The sequence below is a fragment of the Rhodococcus daqingensis genome, from assembly GCF_042665615.1.
Taxonomy (GTDB): Bacteria; Actinomycetota; Actinomycetes; order Mycobacteriales; family Mycobacteriaceae; genus Rhodococcus_G; species Rhodococcus_G daqingensis.
Genome location: NZ_JBHTCS010000009.1, coordinates 247,073 through 263,273 on the forward strand (window position 1 = coordinate 247,073; position 16,201 = coordinate 263,273).

Annotated in this window: 15 protein-coding genes; 6 read left to right on the forward strand and 9 right to left on the reverse strand. The window is 71.1% G+C overall.

The features are described 5' to 3' along the window. Positions 1 to 27 precede the first annotated feature (27 nt). Positions 28 to 1,287, forward strand: coding sequence for a hypothetical protein (locus ACFQS9_RS05630; RefSeq protein WP_378402396.1), 1,260 nt, complete (start codon positions 28 to 30; stop codon positions 1,285 to 1,287). Positions 1,288 to 1,309: 22 nt separating this feature from the next. Here ACFQS9_RS05630 and ACFQS9_RS05635 read toward each other — a convergent pair whose 3' ends face one another. From ACFQS9_RS05635 to ACFQS9_RS05665, 7 genes are all read right to left on the reverse strand, one after another. Then, positions 1,310 to 1,864 carry a dihydrofolate reductase family protein gene (locus ACFQS9_RS05635; protein ID WP_378402397.1) on the reverse strand — a complete coding sequence of 185 codons (555 nt, stop codon included), beginning with the start codon at positions 1,862 to 1,864 and terminating at the stop codon, positions 1,310 to 1,312. A gap of 21 nt (positions 1,865 to 1,885) precedes the next feature. After that, a complete protein-coding gene (gene ligA, locus ACFQS9_RS05640) occupies positions 1,886 to 4,021 on the reverse strand; it encodes an NAD-dependent DNA ligase LigA (RefSeq protein ID WP_378402398.1) in 2,136 nt (711 codons plus the stop codon). Between the two features lie 65 nt (positions 4,022 to 4,086). After that, positions 4,087 to 5,109 (reverse strand): methionine synthase, encoded by a 1,023-nt coding sequence (locus ACFQS9_RS05645; RefSeq protein ID WP_378402400.1) that lies wholly within the window; start codon positions 5,107 to 5,109, stop codon positions 4,087 to 4,089. Further along, positions 5,106 to 6,194 (reverse strand): tRNA 2-thiouridine(34) synthase MnmA, encoded by a 1,089-nt coding sequence (gene mnmA, locus ACFQS9_RS05650; RefSeq protein WP_378402402.1) that lies wholly within the window; start codon positions 6,192 to 6,194, stop codon positions 5,106 to 5,108. The genes ACFQS9_RS05645 and mnmA overlap by 4 nt, the downstream gene beginning before the upstream one ends. Continuing rightward, positions 6,194 to 7,453: a cysteine desulfurase family protein gene (locus ACFQS9_RS05655; RefSeq protein WP_378402403.1), complete on the reverse strand. Its 1,260-nt coding sequence runs from the start codon at positions 7,451 to 7,453 to the stop codon at positions 6,194 to 6,196. The genes mnmA and ACFQS9_RS05655 overlap by 1 nt, the downstream gene beginning before the upstream one ends. 64 nt (positions 7,454 to 7,517) lie before the next feature. Then, on the reverse strand, positions 7,518 to 8,381 hold the full coding sequence (locus ACFQS9_RS05660; RefSeq protein WP_378402405.1) for a lysophospholipid acyltransferase family protein: 864 nt from the start codon (positions 8,379 to 8,381) through the stop codon (positions 7,518 to 7,520). Continuing rightward, positions 8,378 to 9,193, reverse strand: coding sequence for a GNAT family N-acetyltransferase (locus ACFQS9_RS05665; protein WP_378402407.1), 816 nt, complete (start codon positions 9,191 to 9,193; stop codon positions 8,378 to 8,380). Before ACFQS9_RS05665 ends, ACFQS9_RS05660 begins: the two co-directional genes overlap by 4 nt. A 117-nt stretch (positions 9,194 to 9,310) precedes the next feature. Between ACFQS9_RS05665 and ACFQS9_RS05670 the strand changes: the two genes are divergently transcribed. Together ACFQS9_RS05670 and ACFQS9_RS05675 are read left to right on the forward strand one after the other, a co-directional pair. Beyond that, positions 9,311 to 9,943, forward strand: coding sequence for a DJ-1/PfpI family protein (locus ACFQS9_RS05670; RefSeq protein ID WP_378402409.1), 633 nt, complete (start codon positions 9,311 to 9,313; stop codon positions 9,941 to 9,943). Next, positions 9,940 to 10,392, forward strand: a complete 453-nt coding sequence (locus tag ACFQS9_RS05675; RefSeq protein WP_378402411.1) for a MarR family winged helix-turn-helix transcriptional regulator — start codon at positions 9,940 to 9,942, stop codon at positions 10,390 to 10,392. The genes ACFQS9_RS05670 and ACFQS9_RS05675 overlap by 4 nt, the downstream gene beginning before the upstream one ends. A gap of 57 nt (positions 10,393 to 10,449) precedes the next feature. Here ACFQS9_RS05675 and ACFQS9_RS05680 read toward each other — a convergent pair whose 3' ends face one another. After that, positions 10,450 to 11,406, reverse strand: coding sequence for an electron transfer flavoprotein subunit alpha/FixB family protein (locus ACFQS9_RS05680; protein WP_378402413.1), 957 nt, complete (start codon positions 11,404 to 11,406; stop codon positions 10,450 to 10,452). Positions 11,407 to 11,450: 44 nt separating this feature from the next. Beyond that, complete coding sequence (locus ACFQS9_RS05685; protein ID WP_378402414.1) at positions 11,451 to 12,251, reverse strand: electron transfer flavoprotein subunit beta/FixA family protein; 801 nt, start codon at positions 12,249 to 12,251, stop codon at positions 11,451 to 11,453. Positions 12,252 to 12,525: 274 nt separating this feature from the next. Here ACFQS9_RS05685 and ACFQS9_RS05690 point away from each other — a divergent pair, with 274 nt between their 5' ends. Genes ACFQS9_RS05690 through ACFQS9_RS05700 form a run of 3 tightly spaced genes read left to right on the forward strand, consistent with a single transcriptional unit; the run spans position 12,526 to position 16,138 of the window. Next, positions 12,526 to 13,335, forward strand: a complete 810-nt coding sequence (locus tag ACFQS9_RS05690) for a class I SAM-dependent methyltransferase (protein WP_378403157.1) — start codon at positions 12,526 to 12,528, stop codon at positions 13,333 to 13,335. Positions 13,336 to 13,367: 32 nt separating this feature from the next. After that, on the forward strand, positions 13,368 to 14,897 hold the full coding sequence (locus ACFQS9_RS05695; protein ID WP_378403159.1) for a 1,4-alpha-glucan branching protein domain-containing protein: 1,530 nt from the start codon (positions 13,368 to 13,370) through the stop codon (positions 14,895 to 14,897). Beyond that, a complete protein-coding gene (locus tag ACFQS9_RS05700) occupies positions 14,894 to 16,138 on the forward strand; it encodes a glycosyltransferase family 4 protein (protein WP_378402415.1) in 1,245 nt (414 codons plus the stop codon). Before ACFQS9_RS05695 ends, ACFQS9_RS05700 begins: the two co-directional genes overlap by 4 nt. Positions 16,139 to 16,201 lie beyond the last annotated feature (63 nt).

The window sequence follows — 16,201 nt, forward strand, 5'->3', positions numbered from 1 at the left end:
ACGCGGCGACCGGAGAGGCGCTTGTCGATGAATGGACACATTCGGAGATCGGCCACGGTGGCGCTGGCGCTCGCCGCCGCGGCGTTCGTGATCGCACCGCCGCAGGCCCACGGCTTTGCCGAAGACATCTGCTATTCCCCGGGTGGTGCACCGCCGCACAGCTGTGCACCCCTGCCACCCCCGTGTCCGCTGGACGACCCGAACGGGCCGATCTGTGGCCTCGAGGCGTTCGCGCGCTACGGGTACACGCTGCGTCAGCCGCTCGGCGGGCGCAGCCTCGTGCACGCCGATTCGACGTACATCATCGCCCGCACCGTCGGCTTCTCGGAGCGGGATGCGTACTGGATCGCGGCGTACGACGAGGCGACGGACCTGGGCACCTTCGCGCCCCGCGACGTGAACGGCCAACTCGTCGCCGAAGCCGACACGTTGACCACCAAGGACATCGGCGGGCTCGTGCGTACGCACTTCGCCACCGGCGGGTTCCTCTACCACTTCCTCCCGACCATGCGGGGGCCGCTCGACCCCGAGCCAAACGGGCTGCGGCCCGATGTCGACGATCCCGCACACGAGGTGATGCTCACGCACGTGCGTCGGTGGGCCATGGCCGGGCCGGGCAGCAGCACACCGCTGTGCACGGGGGGCTTCACCAACCGCTCGGTCAACGGCGACTATTCCACCGGCGCAGCGTGTTACGACGACCCGCAGCCGGCTCAAATCAACGGCACATACAGCGTGCAGGCCCCGGTCGCGATCCCGTTCACCAACCTCACCGGAGAGCAGGTCATCTCCGGCGATGTCCGATCGTCGCAGTTCGACTCCTGGATCGGCGACGATTCCTGGAACGCGAGGATCGGCATCTACCTCCATGCCCTCGGCGATCGCATCTCGCACCATGCCTGCACCGATGACGGCACGATCACCCCGCCGTTGCCGGATCGGCCGGAGTTCCGCATCGATCTGAACAAACCCACCTGTGACCAGGGCCCGCACGCGGTCCGCCACGAGTACGAGACCGGTGTGGATTTCGCTGGGCTCGAGCCCGAGGACCAGACCACGGAAGCGGCGCTGTCGATGGTCTACGACGAACTCGTCGAGTTCGCACGAATCCGCGGAACCCTCGACGCCCAGGCCACCACGCCCGCGACCAAGACCGCCCTCCTGCACGACGGACTACTGCCGGCGTTGGAGATCAGGAACCCGGTCGAGCGGATGGCCGCCGTCACCGATGTCGGTTGCCGGTTCGGTGTTCCGGCATTTCCCGGAAGTCCCGCGTGCCGGGGCTGATTTCGAATCGATCCCGGAGTAGCTATCGCGTTCGGTAGTGCAGGAACACCGTCCCGCCTGCGAACCGGTGTTCGTCGACCAACTCGAGGTCCAGCCGAATGTCCTGGGGTAGCACCGGGGTTCCGCCGCCCACCACGACCGGGACGAGATACAGCTGCACGTCGTCGACGAGTCCCGCCCGGAGTGCGCACGCGGCGAGGGTGGGGCCGCCGATCGACAGGTCGCGCGGCGAGGACTCCTTCATCGCCCGGATCGCCGCGGGGTCGAACTCCCGCTCGAGCCGGGTGCGGGCGGTGGACACCGCCCGCAGTGTGGTGGAGTACACGACCTTCTCGGCGGCACACCACAGCTCGGCGAAGTCATTCCCTATACCCGGGTCCGGGTCGCCGGCCATCGACTCCCAGACGGCCATCACCTCGTACATGCGCCGCCCATAGAGATAGGTGCCGATCGGTCGCTCGAGGTCGTTGACGAAACCGTGCACCTCCTCGTCCGGCATGGCCCAGTCGAAACTGCCCCCGCGGTCCGCGACGTAACCGTCGAGCGAACAGATCGACGAGTAGATCAACGCGCCCATGTCACCCTCCCGCTGTTCCGGCTAGTCGGCGGTGTCGTCGTCGCCCTCGCCGCCCGCCGGCGTCACCGCGTCCGGGCCGCCCTCGAGCAGCAGCCGGAACCCGTCCTCGTCGAGCACCGGCACCCCGAGCTCGATCGCCTTGTCGTGCTTGGATCCCGGCGCCTCCCCGACGACCACGAACGCGGTCTTCTTCGACACCGAACCGGCGGCCTTGCCGCCGCGGATCAGGATGGCCTCCTTGGCGCCGTCGCGGGTGAACCCGACCAGCGAGCCGGTCACCACGATCGACAGGCCCTCGAGGTTCCGTTCGATCGACTCGTCGCGGGCGTCCTCCATCGAGACCCCGGCCGCGCGCCACTTCTCGACGATCTCGCGATGCCAGTCCACCGCAAACCATTCGACGACGGCCGCGGCGATCGTGCCACCGACCCCGTCCACGGCGGCCAGCTCCTCCACCGAGGCGTTCTCGATCCGCTCGAGGCTGCCGAACTCGGAGGCCAACGCCCGTGCCGCGGTGGGCCCGACGTGCCGGATGGACAGCGCCACCAGCACCCGCCACAGCGGCTTGTCCTTGGCCGAGTGCAGGTTGTCGAGCAGTCTGCGCCCGTTCGCCGACAGCCCGCCCGCCTTGGTGGTGAACAGCGAGGTCTTCATCAGGTCGTCGGCGGTGAGCGAGAACAGGTCGCCCTCGTCGGTGATCACGCCGGACTTGAGCAGCTCGGTCGCCGCCTCGTAGCCGAGCACCTCGATGTCGAAGGCGCCGCGGCCCGACACGTGAAAGACCCTCTCCCGCAACTGCGCCGGGCAGGACCGCTGGTTCGGGCACCGGATGTCGGCGTCGCCCTCCTTCGCGGGCGCCAGTTCGGTGCCGCACTCGGGGCAGTGCGTCGGCATCACGAACTCCCGTTCCTCGCCGGTCCGCGTGTCCACCACGGGGCCGAGCACCTCGGGGATCACCTCGCCCGCCTTGCGGATGACCACCATGTCGCCGATCAGCACGCCCTTACGCTTGACCTCCGACCCGTTGTGCAGCGTCGCCAGCGAGACGGTCGAGCCGGCCACCGTCACCGGCTCCATGTAGGCGAACGGGGTGACCCGGCCGGTGCGGCCCACGCTGACGCGGATGTCGAGCAACCGGGTGGTGGCCTCCTCCGGCGGGTACTTGTAGGCGATGGCCCAGCGCGGGGCCCGGGAGGTGGAGCCGAGCCGCCGGTGCAGCGCCATTTCGTCGACCTTGACGACCAGGCCGTCGATCTCGTGCTCCACGTCGTGACGGTGCTCGTCCCAGTAGGCCACCCTCGCCACCACCTCGTCGACCCCCCGCACCCGCGCGGTATGGGTGGACACGGGCAGCCCCCAGGCCGCGAGCGCGGTGTAGGCGTCGTGCTGGGAGTCCGGCGCGAAGCCCTCGATCCGGCCGAACCCGTGGCAGATCATGCCGAGCCGGCGCTTGGCGGTGACCGCCGGGTTCTTCTGTCGCAGCGAGCCGGCCGCCGAGTTGCGGGGATTGGCGAACGGAGCCTTGCCCTCCGCGACCAGGGACGCGTTGAGGGCCTCGAAGTCCTCGAGCCGGAAGAACACCTCGCCCCGGACCTCGAGCAGCGACGGGATCGGGAACTCCTCGCTCGGCGTCAGCACGTGCGGGATCTCCTCGATCGTGCGCGCGTTGAGGGTGACGTCCTCGCCGGTTCGGCCGTCGCCGCGGGTGGCGCCGCGCACCAGCCTGCCGTTCTCGTACACCAGGTTCAGCGCGACACCGTCGATCTTCACCTCGCACAGGTAGTGCAGGTCGGAACCATCAGGCGCGGAGCCTGCGGAGTGACCATCCAACACCGCAGCCTCCACCCGCCGCACCCAGGCGCGCAGTTCCTCCTCGTCGAAGACGTTGTCCAGGCTCAGCATTCGCTCGAGATGGTCGACCGCGGTGAACTCGGTGGCGAACCCACCGCCGACGAGCTGGGTGGGCGAGTCGGGGGTACGCAGATCGGGGTGACGCTCCTCGAGCGCGATCAGCCGATTCAGCAGGGCGTCGAACTCGCCGTCGGAGATGATCGGCGAGTCCCGCACGTAGTAGCGGAACTGGTGCTCGCGTACCTCCTCCGCGAGCCGCTGCCATTCGTCGCGTTCGTCGGCGGTCGCTGCCACGTTCTCGGTCACGCAGGAAAGGCTATCGCAGGACCCCGACGCGTCCGCCGCGCCAGAACTCCCCGATCGAACGTGTATCAGCCGAGCTCGGCGCCGTCCGCGAATGCCCTCGTCAGCTCGGCGGCCCGACGCAGTGCCGTCCGCGCCCACTCCGGGCTCGCGCCCGCGAGACCGCATCGCGGCGTCACCGTCACCTGCGAGGCCAGGACCGATCGCGGGAACCCCAGCCGGTCAACGAGTTTCACCGCGGGCTCGGCGAGTTCGCGCCAGCCCGGCGCGGGCTCCGCGCCCAGCGTCGGCACCAGACCCAGCGCCAGCGCGATGCCGTCCTCGAGCAGTTCACCGACCCCGTCGAGGTCGGCGACCGTCAGCTCGCTCAGGTCGAGTCCGATCATCGCTGCCCCGCTCCGACGCAGCAGCCCCAGCGGCGGCCCGGCGGCGCAGGAATGCACCAGCACCGGAGGCTCGAGCCGGTCGATGACCGAGGTCAGGACGGCGAGCGCCTCCGGTTCGGGCATCGCGCGAGGGGTCTGCAGGATCGAGACGCCCGCCAGCGAACCGGCCAGCACCGCGGGCAGCCCGGGCTCGTCGAGCTGCACCACCACCGGCGAGCCGAGCCTGCGGGCCACCTCGGCGACGTGCACGCTCAGCCCCTCGGCCAGCGATTCGGCCAGGTCGCGCAGCGCACCCGCATCGGTGAGCACGCGGTGCCCACCGGACAGCTCGACCTGCGCCGCCAACGTCAACGGCCCGACGGCCTGGACCTTCACCGGCTGGTCGGTGCCCCGGCGACCGGCGACCTCCCAGGCCTCCTCGAGCGCGTCCAGGTCGCGCCGCAGCAGGTCGCGGGCCCGTCGCGTGACCGCTCCCGGACGCTGCGCGAGCCGGTAGGCGGTGGTGGACGTGTCCAGCGGCAGGTCGACCAGCAGCGCGGCCGCGCGGCCGATCATGTCGGCGCCGACCCCGCGGTCGGGCAGCTCCACCAGGTGTGGCAGTGCGGGCAGCTCGCCGACCACGATGGCGGCGGCCTCCCGCGGATCGGTACCCGGCCACGAACCGACGCCGGTCGCGACGCCGACCGGGATGGCCGGTGCCGTCACCGACGGTCCGAGCCGGTGCCGACGATGGTGCCGCTGCCGAGGACCTCGTCGCCCTCGGGGTCGGGCCGGTACAGCACGACGGCCTGCCCCCGGGCAACGCCGGTCAGCGGCTCGCGCAGCTGCACGTCCAGTCCGCCGTCGACGGGTACGACCACGGCCTCGGCCAGCCCACCGTGCGCCCGGACCTGCACCACGCACTCGATCGGTCCGTCCGGCGCCGAGCCGGAGGTCCAGATCGCGCGCTCGGCCGCGATCGACCAGACCTGCAGGCGCTCGGCCGAACCGACGGTCACGGTGCCGGTCTCGGGTTCGATGGCGGTGACGTAGCGCGGCTTGCCGTCGGCCGCCGGGCCCTGGACGCCCAGTCCCTTGCGCTGGCCGATGGTGAACCCGTGCACGCCCTCGTGATCGGCGAGCACCTCGCCGGAATCCGCGTCGACGACCTTGCCGGGCCGGACCCCGATCTTGGCGCCGAGGAAGGCCCGGGTGTCCCCGGACGGGATGAAGCAGATGTCGTGGCTGTCGGGCTTGTCCGCGACCGCGAGCCCGCGCTCGGCGGCCTCCGCCCGGATCTGCGGCTTCGGGGTGTCGCCGACCGGGAACATCGCCCGGGAGAGCTGCTCGGCCGTGAGCACCCCGAGGACGTAGGACTGGTCCTTGTCCGCGTCGACCGCGCGGCGCAGCACGCCGTCCTCCAGCCGCGCGTAGTGACCGGTCGCGACGGCGTCGAACCCGAGCGCGATCGCGCGGTCCGCGAGGGCGGCGAACTTGATCTTCTCGTTGCAGCGCAGGCACGGGTTCGGCGTCTCGCCCGCGGCGTAGGACTCGATGAAGTCCTCGATCACGTCTTCCTTGAAGCGATCCGCGAAATCCCAGACGTAGAAGGGGATCCCGAGGATGTCGGCGGCGCGGCGCGCGTCCCCGGCGTCCTCCTTGGAGCAGCAGCCGCGCGATCCGGTCCGCAGGGTCCCCGGCGCCGTCGACAGCGCCAGGTGCACGCCGACCACCTCGTGGCCTGCCGCGACCGCACGGGCCGCCGCCACCGCGGAGTCCACTCCGCCACTCATCGCCGCGAGCACCCGCATCAGCGCACCCCTCCCCTGGCTCCGGCGCCGGCCAGCCCCGCCATCCGGGCCCGCTCGACGACCTGCGGCAGCGCCGCGATCAATGCATCCACGTCGGCGTCGGTCGAGGTGTGTCCGAGCGAGAACCGCAACGACCCGCGCGCGACGGTCGGGTCGACGCCCATCGCGATCAGCACGTGACTGGCGCTGGCCACGCCTGCGGTGCACGCCGATCCGGTCGAGCACTCGATTCCTGCCGCGTCGAGCAGCATCAGCAGCGAATCACCCTCGCAGCCGGGGAAGGTGAAGTGCGCGTTGCCCGGCAACCGCTGGTCGCCCACCGGCCCGTTGAGCACCGCGGTGGGCACCACGGCCCTCACCCCGGCGACCAGCCGGTCGCGCAGTCTGGCCAGTTCGGCGGCGCGAGAATCCATGTCCGACACCGTCTTCCGAAGGGCGGTCGCCATCGACACCACCGCGGCGGTATCCAGGGTGCCCGCCCGCAGGTCGCGCTCGTGGCCGCCACCGTGCAGCAGCGGCACACAGGGCACCTGGCGTCCGAGCAACAGTGCTCCGGTGCCCTGCGGCCCGCCGAACTTGTGCGCGGCGATGCTGAGCGCCGAGAGGCCGCTGGCCCCGAAGTCGACCGGCAGCTGCGCCACGGCCTGCACCGCGTCGCTGTGGATCGGGACGTCGAACTCGGTCGCGACGGCGGCGAGGGCGGCGATCGACATGATCGAACCGACCTCGTTGTTCGCCCACATCACGGTGACCAGCGCGACCTCGTCGGCACCGGCGGCCAGCTCGACGCGCAGCGCCTCGGGGTCGATGCGGCACTGCGAGTCCACCGGCAGCCACGTCACCTCGGCACCCTCGTGCTCCACCAGCCACTCGACCGCGTCCAGCACGGCATGGTGCTCGACGGCGCCCGCGATGATCCTGCGGCGCCGCGGGTCGGCGTCGCGGCGGGCCCAGTAGATGCCCTTGACGGCCAGGTTGTCGCTCTCGGTGCCACCGGAGGTGAAGATGACCTCCGACGGCCGCGCGCCCAGGTCGGCCGCGATGGACTCGCGCGCCTCCTCCACCCGGCGGCGGGCCGCACGACCCGAGCCGTGCAGCGAGGACGCGTTGCCCACCGTGGCGAGCACCGCGGTCATCGACTCGATGGCCTCGGGCAGCATCGGGGTCGTCGCGGCGTGGTCGAGGTAGACGTGGGAAGGCGCGCTCGACCGCAGGGCGACGTCACTGCGGTCGGAGGAACTCGGGTGGGGCGATGTCATGACCTGACCAGGATAGCCCGTCGCCCGGAGCCGGCCACGACCGCGACTGTGCTGGTAGACCTGCTCACGCCGCGGCGGTCGGGCGGGCCTCCATGCCGTCGAGGATGTCCTGCACGGTCAGGTCCGCGCCGAGGATCGCGCGCGCCGCGCGATCGCAGCGCCGCGCCAGTTCCCGACGGTCGGTGCCCGGCTCCTGCAGCGGGGCGAGCAACACCTCCACGTCGAGCCTGCGCAACCCCACCGTCCGGCGCAACGACGCCGCCAGGGTCTGGTCCCCGACGAAGCAGGCCGTGGTGTCCAGCCGGCCGTCCGGCGTGCAGTACCTGATCCCCACCGGCTGCACCAGCGCGCCAGCGTCGACTGCCGACTGGAACAGGGCGGGGCGGAAGCTGCCGTACGCGCGTCCGCACCACGTCGTGCCCTCGGGGAACGCCACCACCCGGCCGCCGGCCCGCAGCCGTTCCGCGGCCTCGTCGACCGCGCCGGGCAGCTCGGCCAGCCGCGACCGGTCGATCGGGATGATCCGCATCCGCCTGGCGAGGGTCCCGAGCAACGGCCAGTCCAGCATGTCGGCCCTGGCCACGAAGTCGGCGGGCCCGAGCGCGCTGAGCACGAGGACATCGGCCCAGGAGACGTGTCCGGCCACCACCAGCACGCCCCGCTCCCCCGGATCGAGGTCCAGGCCGCGCTCGTCACGCACCCTCAGCCGCACCCCCAGCCCCCGCAGCGCCACCCGCGAGTAGCCGCGCTGCACCGGACGACGCCAGGACCCGGGCAGTGCCCCGGCGGCGAGCAGCGCGGGCAGCGAGAGCACCATCGCGGCGAGCAGCGCGCACCGGGCCGACATCCGGACCGCGCCTGCCCGCGCCGTCGCGGTGGGCAGACAGCCGTCCCCGCAGGGGCTCGACGGCATCCACGCGTGCGTCACCGGACGATCACCGGGACCGCGGCGGCGGCCGCCCGCAGTCGGCTCAGGTACCGCTCGTCGGCCTCCGCCATGCCGAGCAGCGCCACGAAGTCGGCGACACCGAAGTCGGGGTCGTGTGCGGGTTCCCCGCAGATCGAGGCCCCCAGGCGCAGGTACCCGCGCAGCAGCGGGGGCAGCACCGCGCGGGCGGGGGCCGCGATCTCGTCGAGACCGGGCACCGGCCGCAGCGGGCGGACCCGGCGGTCGGGGGCGGTGGCGTGCTCGGCGAGCAGCCGGTCGCGGACCCCACGCACGTTCGCTCCCGGCGAGTCCGTCGGCCTCGCCTGCATCGGCACCGACACGCAACCCATAGCCCAGCGATAGCCGGTGAGCTCCAGGTAGTTGAGGATGCCCGCCCACATCAAGCCCAGCACCGACCCGGAGCGGTGGTCGGGATGCACACAGGCCCGCCCCATCTCGACGAGTTGAGGCCGGAGCGGATCGAGCGCGGTGACGTCGAACTCCGTGGCGGTGTACAACCCACCGGCGGCGAGGGCGGCGTCCGGGGTGAGCATCCGGTAGCAGCCGACCACCTCGTCGGCCAGTTCGTCGCGGACCAGCAGGTGGTCGCAGTGCTCGTCGAAGCGGTCGGCGTCGCGCCCGTCGGCGATGCCGCGGACCGCGGACTCGAAGCCCGGCTCGGCGGCGAACACCCGGTACCGCAGCCGCTGCGCGGCCTCCCGATGCTCGCGGTCCGAGGACAGCAGCAGGCTGTACCTCGGGACGACGGTGACGCTCGTGGATTCGTGCGTGAGGACCGGCGTTGTGGTCATGCCGGAAGCGTCGACGCCCTTGGCGGCGATCCGGCATCTCTGCGGTGACGCGTTGACGGCGCCTCGGTGAACGATCCAACATTGACAATGTGTTGTCAATTAGGACAACATGTTGTCATGACTCCGCAAGCGGTACACCTCGGCATCTACGACACCATGTCGGACTGGGAGGTCGGCTACGTGACAGCCCACATCAACAAGCGCGACTGGCAGCGCCGGCCAGGTCGCTATCGCGTGGTGACGGTCGGCGCCACAACCGAACCCGTCACGACGATGGGCGGACTACGCGTCGCTCCCGACATCACGCTCGACGAACTGTCGCCCGACGCCAGTGCGATGCTGATCTTGGCGGGCTCGGAGACCTGGGGACCGACGAACTCCGGCGCGAACACCGCGTTCGCGGACGCCGCCCGCCGGTTCCTCGACGCGGGGGTTCCGGTCGCCGCGATCTGCGGCGCAACGCTCGGACTCGCCGCCGCGGGCCTGCTCGACGATCGCGAACACACCAGCAACGCAGCGCAGTTCGTGGCATTCGCGCCGAGATACGCCGGCGCAGCCCACTATCGCGACGAGCCCGTCGTCGTCGATCGCGGACTGATCACCGCGACAGGAACAGCACCGGTTGCGTTCGCCCGCAGCATCTTCGACGCTCTCGACCTCTACGCGCCCGACGTCGCGGACGCCTGGTTCGACCTGTACGGAACCGGCGATCCAGCGGCATTCTTCCGGCTCGAACAAGCGGCCCGATGACCACCCGGACCGCGGCCGGGGACGTGCTCACCGAGATCGTGATGCGAACGTTCCGGCTCAACGGGCAGTTCCTCACCGCCGCGGAACAGATTGCCAAACCCGTCGGGCTCACCGCCGCGTGGTGGCAGGTCCTCGGCGCCATACTGGGCGACCCCGCGCCCGTTGCCGGAATCGCCCGCTCGATGGGACTGAGAAGGCAAGGCGTGCAACGCATCGCGGACCTGCTCGTCGAGCGCCAATTGGCCGAATACGTGCCGAACCCGGCGCATCGCCGCGCAAAGCTGCTGCGACCGACGCCGGCAGGCCGGGGCGCGATTCAAGCTCTGCGTCCGGCACAGGCCGAGTGGGCGGACCGGGTGTCCGCGGCCGTCGACGTGGAGGAGCTGCGCCAGGCGCTGGATGTCATCGATCGACTGATAGCGGCGACATCCGACCGATCGGCGAGCTGAATACGACAGCGGCCCCGCTCCCAACCAGGGAACGGGGCCGCCGACGGTGAAGCGAGATCAGCCCTTGTGAGCCTTGACCGCCTCGGTGAGCTGCGGTGCGACGTTGAACAGGTCGCCCACGACGCCGTAGTCCGCGATCTCGAAGATCGGGGCCTCTTCGTCCTTGTTGACGGCGACGATGGTCTTCGACGTCTGCATGCCGGCGCGGTGCTGGATGGCGCCGGAGATGCCGAGCGCGATGTACAGCTGCGGCGAGACCGTCTTGCCGGTCTGACCGACCTGGAACTGGCCGGGGTAGTAGCCCGAGTCCACGGCGGCGCGCGAGGCACCGACGGCGGCACCGAGCGAGTCGGCGAGCTCCTCGACCACGCTGAACTTCTCGGCGCTGCCGACGCCACGGCCACCGGAGACCACGACGGAGGCCTCGGTCAGCTCGGGGCGGTCGCCACCGACGATCGGCTGACGCGAGGTCACCTTGACGGCGCTCTCGTCCTGAGCCGGCACCTCGACGGTGACCTGCTCGGCGGCACCGGCCTGCGGCTGGGCCTCGACGGCACCCGGGCGAACCGAGATGACCGGGACCTCGCCGTTGGCCTTGGCCTCGACGGTGAACGCGCCACCGAAGATCGAGTGCACGGCGCTGCCGTCGGCCTTGACCTCGATGACGTCGGTGAGCAGGCCGGAGCCGATACGCGCAGCCAGACGTCCGGAGACCTCTTTGCCCTCGGTGGTGGCGGCGGTGATCACGGCGGCCGGAGCGGCGGTCTCGACCAGGGCGGCGAGCACGTCGACCTTCGGGGTGATCAGGTAGCCGTCGATGTCGTCGGACTCGGCGACATAGATCTTCGCGGCGCCCGCAGCGGCCAGTCCCTCGGCGAGCTTGGCCGCGGTTCCGGCCGGGCCCGCGACGACCGCGGCCGGCTCACCGAGCGCGCGCGCTGCGGTGATGAGCTCGGTGCTGACCTTCTTGAGCGCACCCTCGGCGTGCTCGACGAGCACAAGTACTTCTGCCATTGCTGTCTTCTCCTACGTGTGGGTCTGCTGGGTGAGGGGCGCGATCAGATGATCTTCTGGCCGACGAGGTAAGCGGCGATCTTGCTGCCGCCGTCGCCCTCGTCGGTGACGCGCTCGCCAGCGGTACGCGGGGGCTTGGGGGTGGACGCGGTGACGGTGGTGCCGGCGTTCGCGACGCCCACGGTCTCCGGGTCGACGCCGAGGTCGGCCAGGGTCAGGACCGCAACTTCCTTCTTCTTGGCGGCCATGATGCCCTTGAAGGACGGGAAGCGCGGCTCGTTGATCTTCTCGGTGACCGAGACGATGGCGGGCAGCGTGGCCTCGAGGCCGAAGATGCCCTCGTCGGTCTCGCGCTCGCCGGTGACCTTGCCCTCGGCGACGGTCAGCTTGCGCAGCTGGGTGAGCTGCGGGATGCCGAGGTACTCCGCGATGATGGCCGGGACGGCGCCGACGCGACCGTCGGTGGCCTCGTTACCCGCGATGATGAGGTCGGCCGGCTCGTCGTTCTCGAAGCCGATCTGGCCGAGCGCGGCGGCCAGGGTCCAGCCGGTCTGGATGGCGTCGGATCCGTGCAGGGCCGGGTCATTGATGTGCACAGCCTTGTCGGCACCCATGGACAGCGCCTTGCGGATGGCGTCGGTGGCGCGGTCCGGGCCGGCGGACAGCACGGTCACCTCGCCCCCCTGCGCCTCCTTGATGAGCAGGGCCTCCTCGACCGCGCGCTCGTTGATCTCGTCGAGCACGGCGTCCGCGGCCTCGCGGTCCAGCGTGAAGTCACCATCGGTGAGCTTGCGCTCGGACCAGGTGTCAGGGACCTGCTTGATCAAAACGACGATGTTCGTCATGGGTCTTCGTCGACCTCCTGTGTATTTCTGCCTGATGATCGAGAGCAGCTCCACGTCGAGGAGGAGCGCTCGCGTAACCGTCTCGTTCGCACGTCGGGTGTGCGTCAGATTACCCCATGTTAAGTTACCGGTCGGTAACTTGGGTGGGAAACCTCGTCCACCATAACGGCCAGGAGGATCATTCATGTCTGTGATGTGGACCACCCCGACCAGTTCTGACACCGGGGGCACTAACCTCGCAGCGGTGAGCGATTCATCTGTCTCGACCCCGGCCATGTCCGTCGACGCCGATCAGCACCCGGCGGCCGCCGAGGCGACCCCGCAGCCGAGCGAAGCGACCCTCCCCCTGACCGGCGAGCGCACGGTCCCGGGTGTGCCCGAGGAGAACTACTGGTTCCGCCGCCACGAGGTGGTGTACCAGCGGCTGCTCGAGCGCTGCGCAGGCCGGGTGGTGCTCGAGGCCGGATCCGGAGAAGGCTACGGCGCCAACATGATTGCCGATGTCGCCGAGAAGGTCATCGGGCTCGACTACGACACCTCCGCCGTCGAGCACGTGCGCGCCCGCTACCCGCGCATCGACATGCGTCAGGGCAACCTCGCGGACCTCCCCCTGCCCGACGCCAGAGTCGGGATCGTGGTCAACTTCCAGGTGATCGAGCACCTGTGGGACCAGGCCCAGTTCCTGGCCGAGTGCTACCGCGTGCTCACCCCCGGCGGCGAGCTGCTGATCAGCACCCCGAACCGGATCACCTTCTCCCCCGGCCGGGACACCCCGCTCAACCCGTTCCACACCCGCGAGCTCAACGCCGCCGAGATGACCGAACTCCTCGAGGAGGCCGGCTTCGTCGTCGACCTGATGACGGGTGTGCACCACGGCCCCCGGCTGCGTGAGCTCGATGCAAAGCACGGCGGCTCCTTCATCGACGCCCAGATCGACCGCGCGCTGGCGGGCGAGCCGTGGCCCGCGGACCTCGTCGCCGACGTCGAGGCCATCACCGTGGACGACTTCGCGCTCACCGAGCCCGACATCGACGCCAGCCTCGACCTGGTCGCCATCGCACGGAAGCCCGCGGTGCCGCGGTGAACCAACCGACCGGAGTCGCACAGGAACCGGGCATGTTCTGCCTGGTCCTGCACTCACACCTGCCGTGGCTGGCAAACCACGGCCGGTGGCCCGTCGGCGAGGAATGGCTCTACCAGTCCTGGGCGGCCACCTATCTGCCCGTGGCCCGCGTGCTGCGCACGCTCGCCGCGGAGGGCCGCACCCGGCTGCTCAGCCTCGGCATCACCCCGGTGCTCGCGGCCCAGCTCGACGACCCGCACTGCCTGGCGGGCATGCACCACTGGCTGGGCAACTGGCAGCTGCGCGCCCACGAGGCCGCGGGCATGCGCGACCAGGCGCACCGCGACCTCGGCGCCCGCGAGCACCGGCTCGCCGCGGAGGCGCTGACGGACTTCGAGGAACGCTGGGCGCACGGCGGCTCGCCGGTGCTGCGGGGGCTGATCGACGCCGACGCCATCGAGCTCCTCGGCGGCCCGCTCGCCCACCCGTTCCAGCCGCTGCTCCACCCGCGACTGCGCTCGTTCCAGCTCACCGAGGGCCTCGCCGACGCCCAATCGCGGTGGGGCACAAGGCCATCCGGGATCTGGGCACCCGAATGCGGCTACACGCCCGGGATGGAGCGGGAGTACGCCGCCGCAGGCGTGCAGCACTTCATGGTGGACGGCCCCTCACTGCGTGGCGACACCTCCCTCGGCCGCCCGGTCCGCGACTCCGACGTGGTCGCCTTCGGGCGGGACCTGCAGGTCTCCTACCGGGTGTGGTCGCCGAAGTCCGGCTACCCGGGCGACGGCGCCTACCGCGACTTCCACACCTACGACCACGACACCGGCCTCAAGCCCGCGCGGGTCACCGGCCGGACGGTCGACTCCAAGGACAAGGCGCCGTACGACCCCGAACTCGCCGCCGCGGCCGTCGACCGGCACGTCGCGGACTTCGTCGACACGGTGAAGTCGCGGATGCGCTCGGAGAGCGAACGCATCGGCAGGCCCGCCCTCGTGGTCGCGGCCTTCGACACCGAACTGTTCGGGCACTGGTGGTTCGAGGGTCCGCAGTGGCTGGAGAAGGTTCTGCGCGCGCTGCCGGAGGCGGGCATCCCGGTCGGCACCCTGGCCGACGCCAGGGCCGCCGGCTTCGTCGGCGAACCCGTCGAGCTCACCGATTCCTCCTGGGGCAGCGGCAAGGACTGGCGGGTGTGGGCGGGTGATCAGGTCGCCGACCTGGTCAAGCTGAACACCGAGGTGGTGCAGACCGCGCTGGACGCGGTGGACAAGGCACGCGGGGAGCACCGGGCGCCGGGCAGGCCGGAACTGCGGGACCGGGTCAACGACCAGATCCTGCGCGAGGCCATCATGACCGTGCAGAGCGACTGGGCGTTCATGGTGAGCAAGGACTCCGCCGCCGGGTACGCGCGCGACCGCGCGCACCTGCACGCCCACGCCACCCGTGAGATCGCCGGCGCCCTCGCCGCCGGCCAACTGGACCGGGCGCGGCGCCTGGCCGACGGATGGAACCACGCCGACGGGCTGTTCCCCTCTCTCGACGCCCGGCGGCTCCCCGACGACGTGATCGGCGGTCCCGCATGAAGGTCCTGATGGTGTCCTGGGAGTACCCGCCGGTGGTGGTCGGCGGGCTCGGCAGGCACGTGCACCACCTGGCCACCGAACTCGTCGAGGCCGGCCACGAGGTGGTCGTGCTCTCCCGACGCCCCACGGGCACCGACGCGTCGACCCACCCGACCATCACCCACATCTCCGAGGGCGTGCTGGTGGTGGCGGTCGCGGAGGACCCCGCCCACTTCGTGTTCGGCGAGGACATGCTGGCGTGGACGCTCGCGATGGGGCACGCGATGGTGCGCGCCGGGGTCGCGCTCGGCAAGCCCGGCCTCGGCGACGGCTGGCAGCCCGACGTCGTGCACGCGCACGACTGGCTGGTCGCGCACCCGGCGATCGCGCTGGCCGAGTACTTCGACGTGCCGCTGGTCTCGACGCTGCATGCCACCGAGGCAGGCCGGCACAGCGGCTGGATCTCCGGCACCATCAACCGTCAGGTGCACTCGGTGGAGTGGTGGCTGGCGAACGAGTCCGACTCGATCATCACCTGCTCGGTGTCGATGGAGGACGAGGTCACCGAGCTGTACGGCCCGCAGTTGCCGCCGATCACGGTGATCCGCAACGGGATCGACGTCACCACCTGGAACTACCGGCAGCGCGCGCCGCGGTCCGGCCCGCCGCGGCTGCTGTTCGTCGGCCGGCTCGAGTACGAGAAGGGCGTGCAGGACATCATCGCCGCGCTGCCCCGCATCCGTCGCAGCCATCCGGGCACCACCCTGGCCGTCGCGGGCGAGGGCACCCAGTTCGAGTGGCTGCAGCAGGAAGCGCGCACCAACCGGGTCCTGCGCTCGGTGACCTTCCTCGGCAATCTCGACCACACCGAGCTGCTGAGCTGGCTGCACGCGGCGGACGCGATCGTGTTGCCGAGCCGGTACGAGCCGTTCGGCATCATCGCGCTCGAGGCGGCGGCCGCGGGCACTCCGCTGGTCACCTCCACCGCGGGCGGGCTCGGCGAGGCCGTGGTCGACGGCGTCACCGGGATGTCGTTCCTGCCGGGCGATGTCGAGGGGCTGACCTCGGCGGTGCGCGAGGTGCTCGACGATCCCGCGGCGGCGCAGCGACGGGCGGAGGCTGCCCGGGAACGGCTCACCGCCGACTTCGACTGGCACCGGGTCGCGGTCGACACCGCGCAGGTCTACCTGAGCGCCAAGCGACGGGTGCGGCACCCGTTGGCACGCCCCGACATTCCCCAGCGGCCCCTGCCCGGCCGGTAGGCGACTCCGCCGCCCGTGCGCGGTTGCCGAGTCCAGAGACTCGTCAACCGCGCACGGGCGCGC

What these genes read in the sequence shown, in the direction of transcription:
- ACFQS9_RS05665 (WP_378402407.1), bottom strand. Translation starts at nt 9,193, where the DNA reads ATGACCACAACGCCGGTCCTCACGCACGAATCCACGAGCGTCACCGTC.
- ACFQS9_RS05690 (WP_378403157.1), top strand. Translation starts at nt 12,526, where the DNA reads ATGTCCGTCGACGCCGATCAGCACCCGGCGGCCGCCGAGGCGACCCCG.
- ACFQS9_RS05670 (WP_378402409.1), top strand. Translation starts at nt 9,311, where the DNA reads ATGACTCCGCAAGCGGTACACCTCGGCATCTACGACACCATGTCGGAC.
- ACFQS9_RS05680 (WP_378402413.1), bottom strand. Translation starts at nt 11,406, where the DNA reads ATGGCAGAAGTACTTGTGCTCGTCGAGCACGCCGAGGGTGCGCTCAAG.
- ACFQS9_RS05630 (WP_378402396.1), top strand. Translation starts at nt 28, where the DNA reads ATGAATGGACACATTCGGAGATCGGCCACGGTGGCGCTGGCGCTCGCC.
- mnmA (WP_378402402.1), bottom strand. Translation starts at nt 6,194, where the DNA reads ATGCGGGTGCTCGCGGCGATGAGTGGCGGAGTGGACTCCGCGGTGGCG.
- ACFQS9_RS05685 (WP_378402414.1), bottom strand. Translation starts at nt 12,251, where the DNA reads ATGACGAACATCGTCGTTTTGATCAAGCAGGTCCCTGACACCTGGTCC.
- ACFQS9_RS05675 (WP_378402411.1), top strand. Translation starts at nt 9,940, where the DNA reads ATGACCACCCGGACCGCGGCCGGGGACGTGCTCACCGAGATCGTGATG.
- ACFQS9_RS05635 (WP_378402397.1), bottom strand. Translation starts at nt 1,864, where the DNA reads ATGGGCGCGTTGATCTACTCGTCGATCTGTTCGCTCGACGGTTACGTC.
- ACFQS9_RS05700 (WP_378402415.1), top strand. Translation starts at nt 14,894, where the DNA reads ATGAAGGTCCTGATGGTGTCCTGGGAGTACCCGCCGGTGGTGGTCGGC.
- ACFQS9_RS05655 (WP_378402403.1), bottom strand. Translation starts at nt 7,453, where the DNA reads ATGACATCGCCCCACCCGAGTTCCTCCGACCGCAGTGACGTCGCCCTG.
- ACFQS9_RS05695 (WP_378403159.1), top strand. Translation starts at nt 13,368, where the DNA reads ATGTTCTGCCTGGTCCTGCACTCACACCTGCCGTGGCTGGCAAACCAC.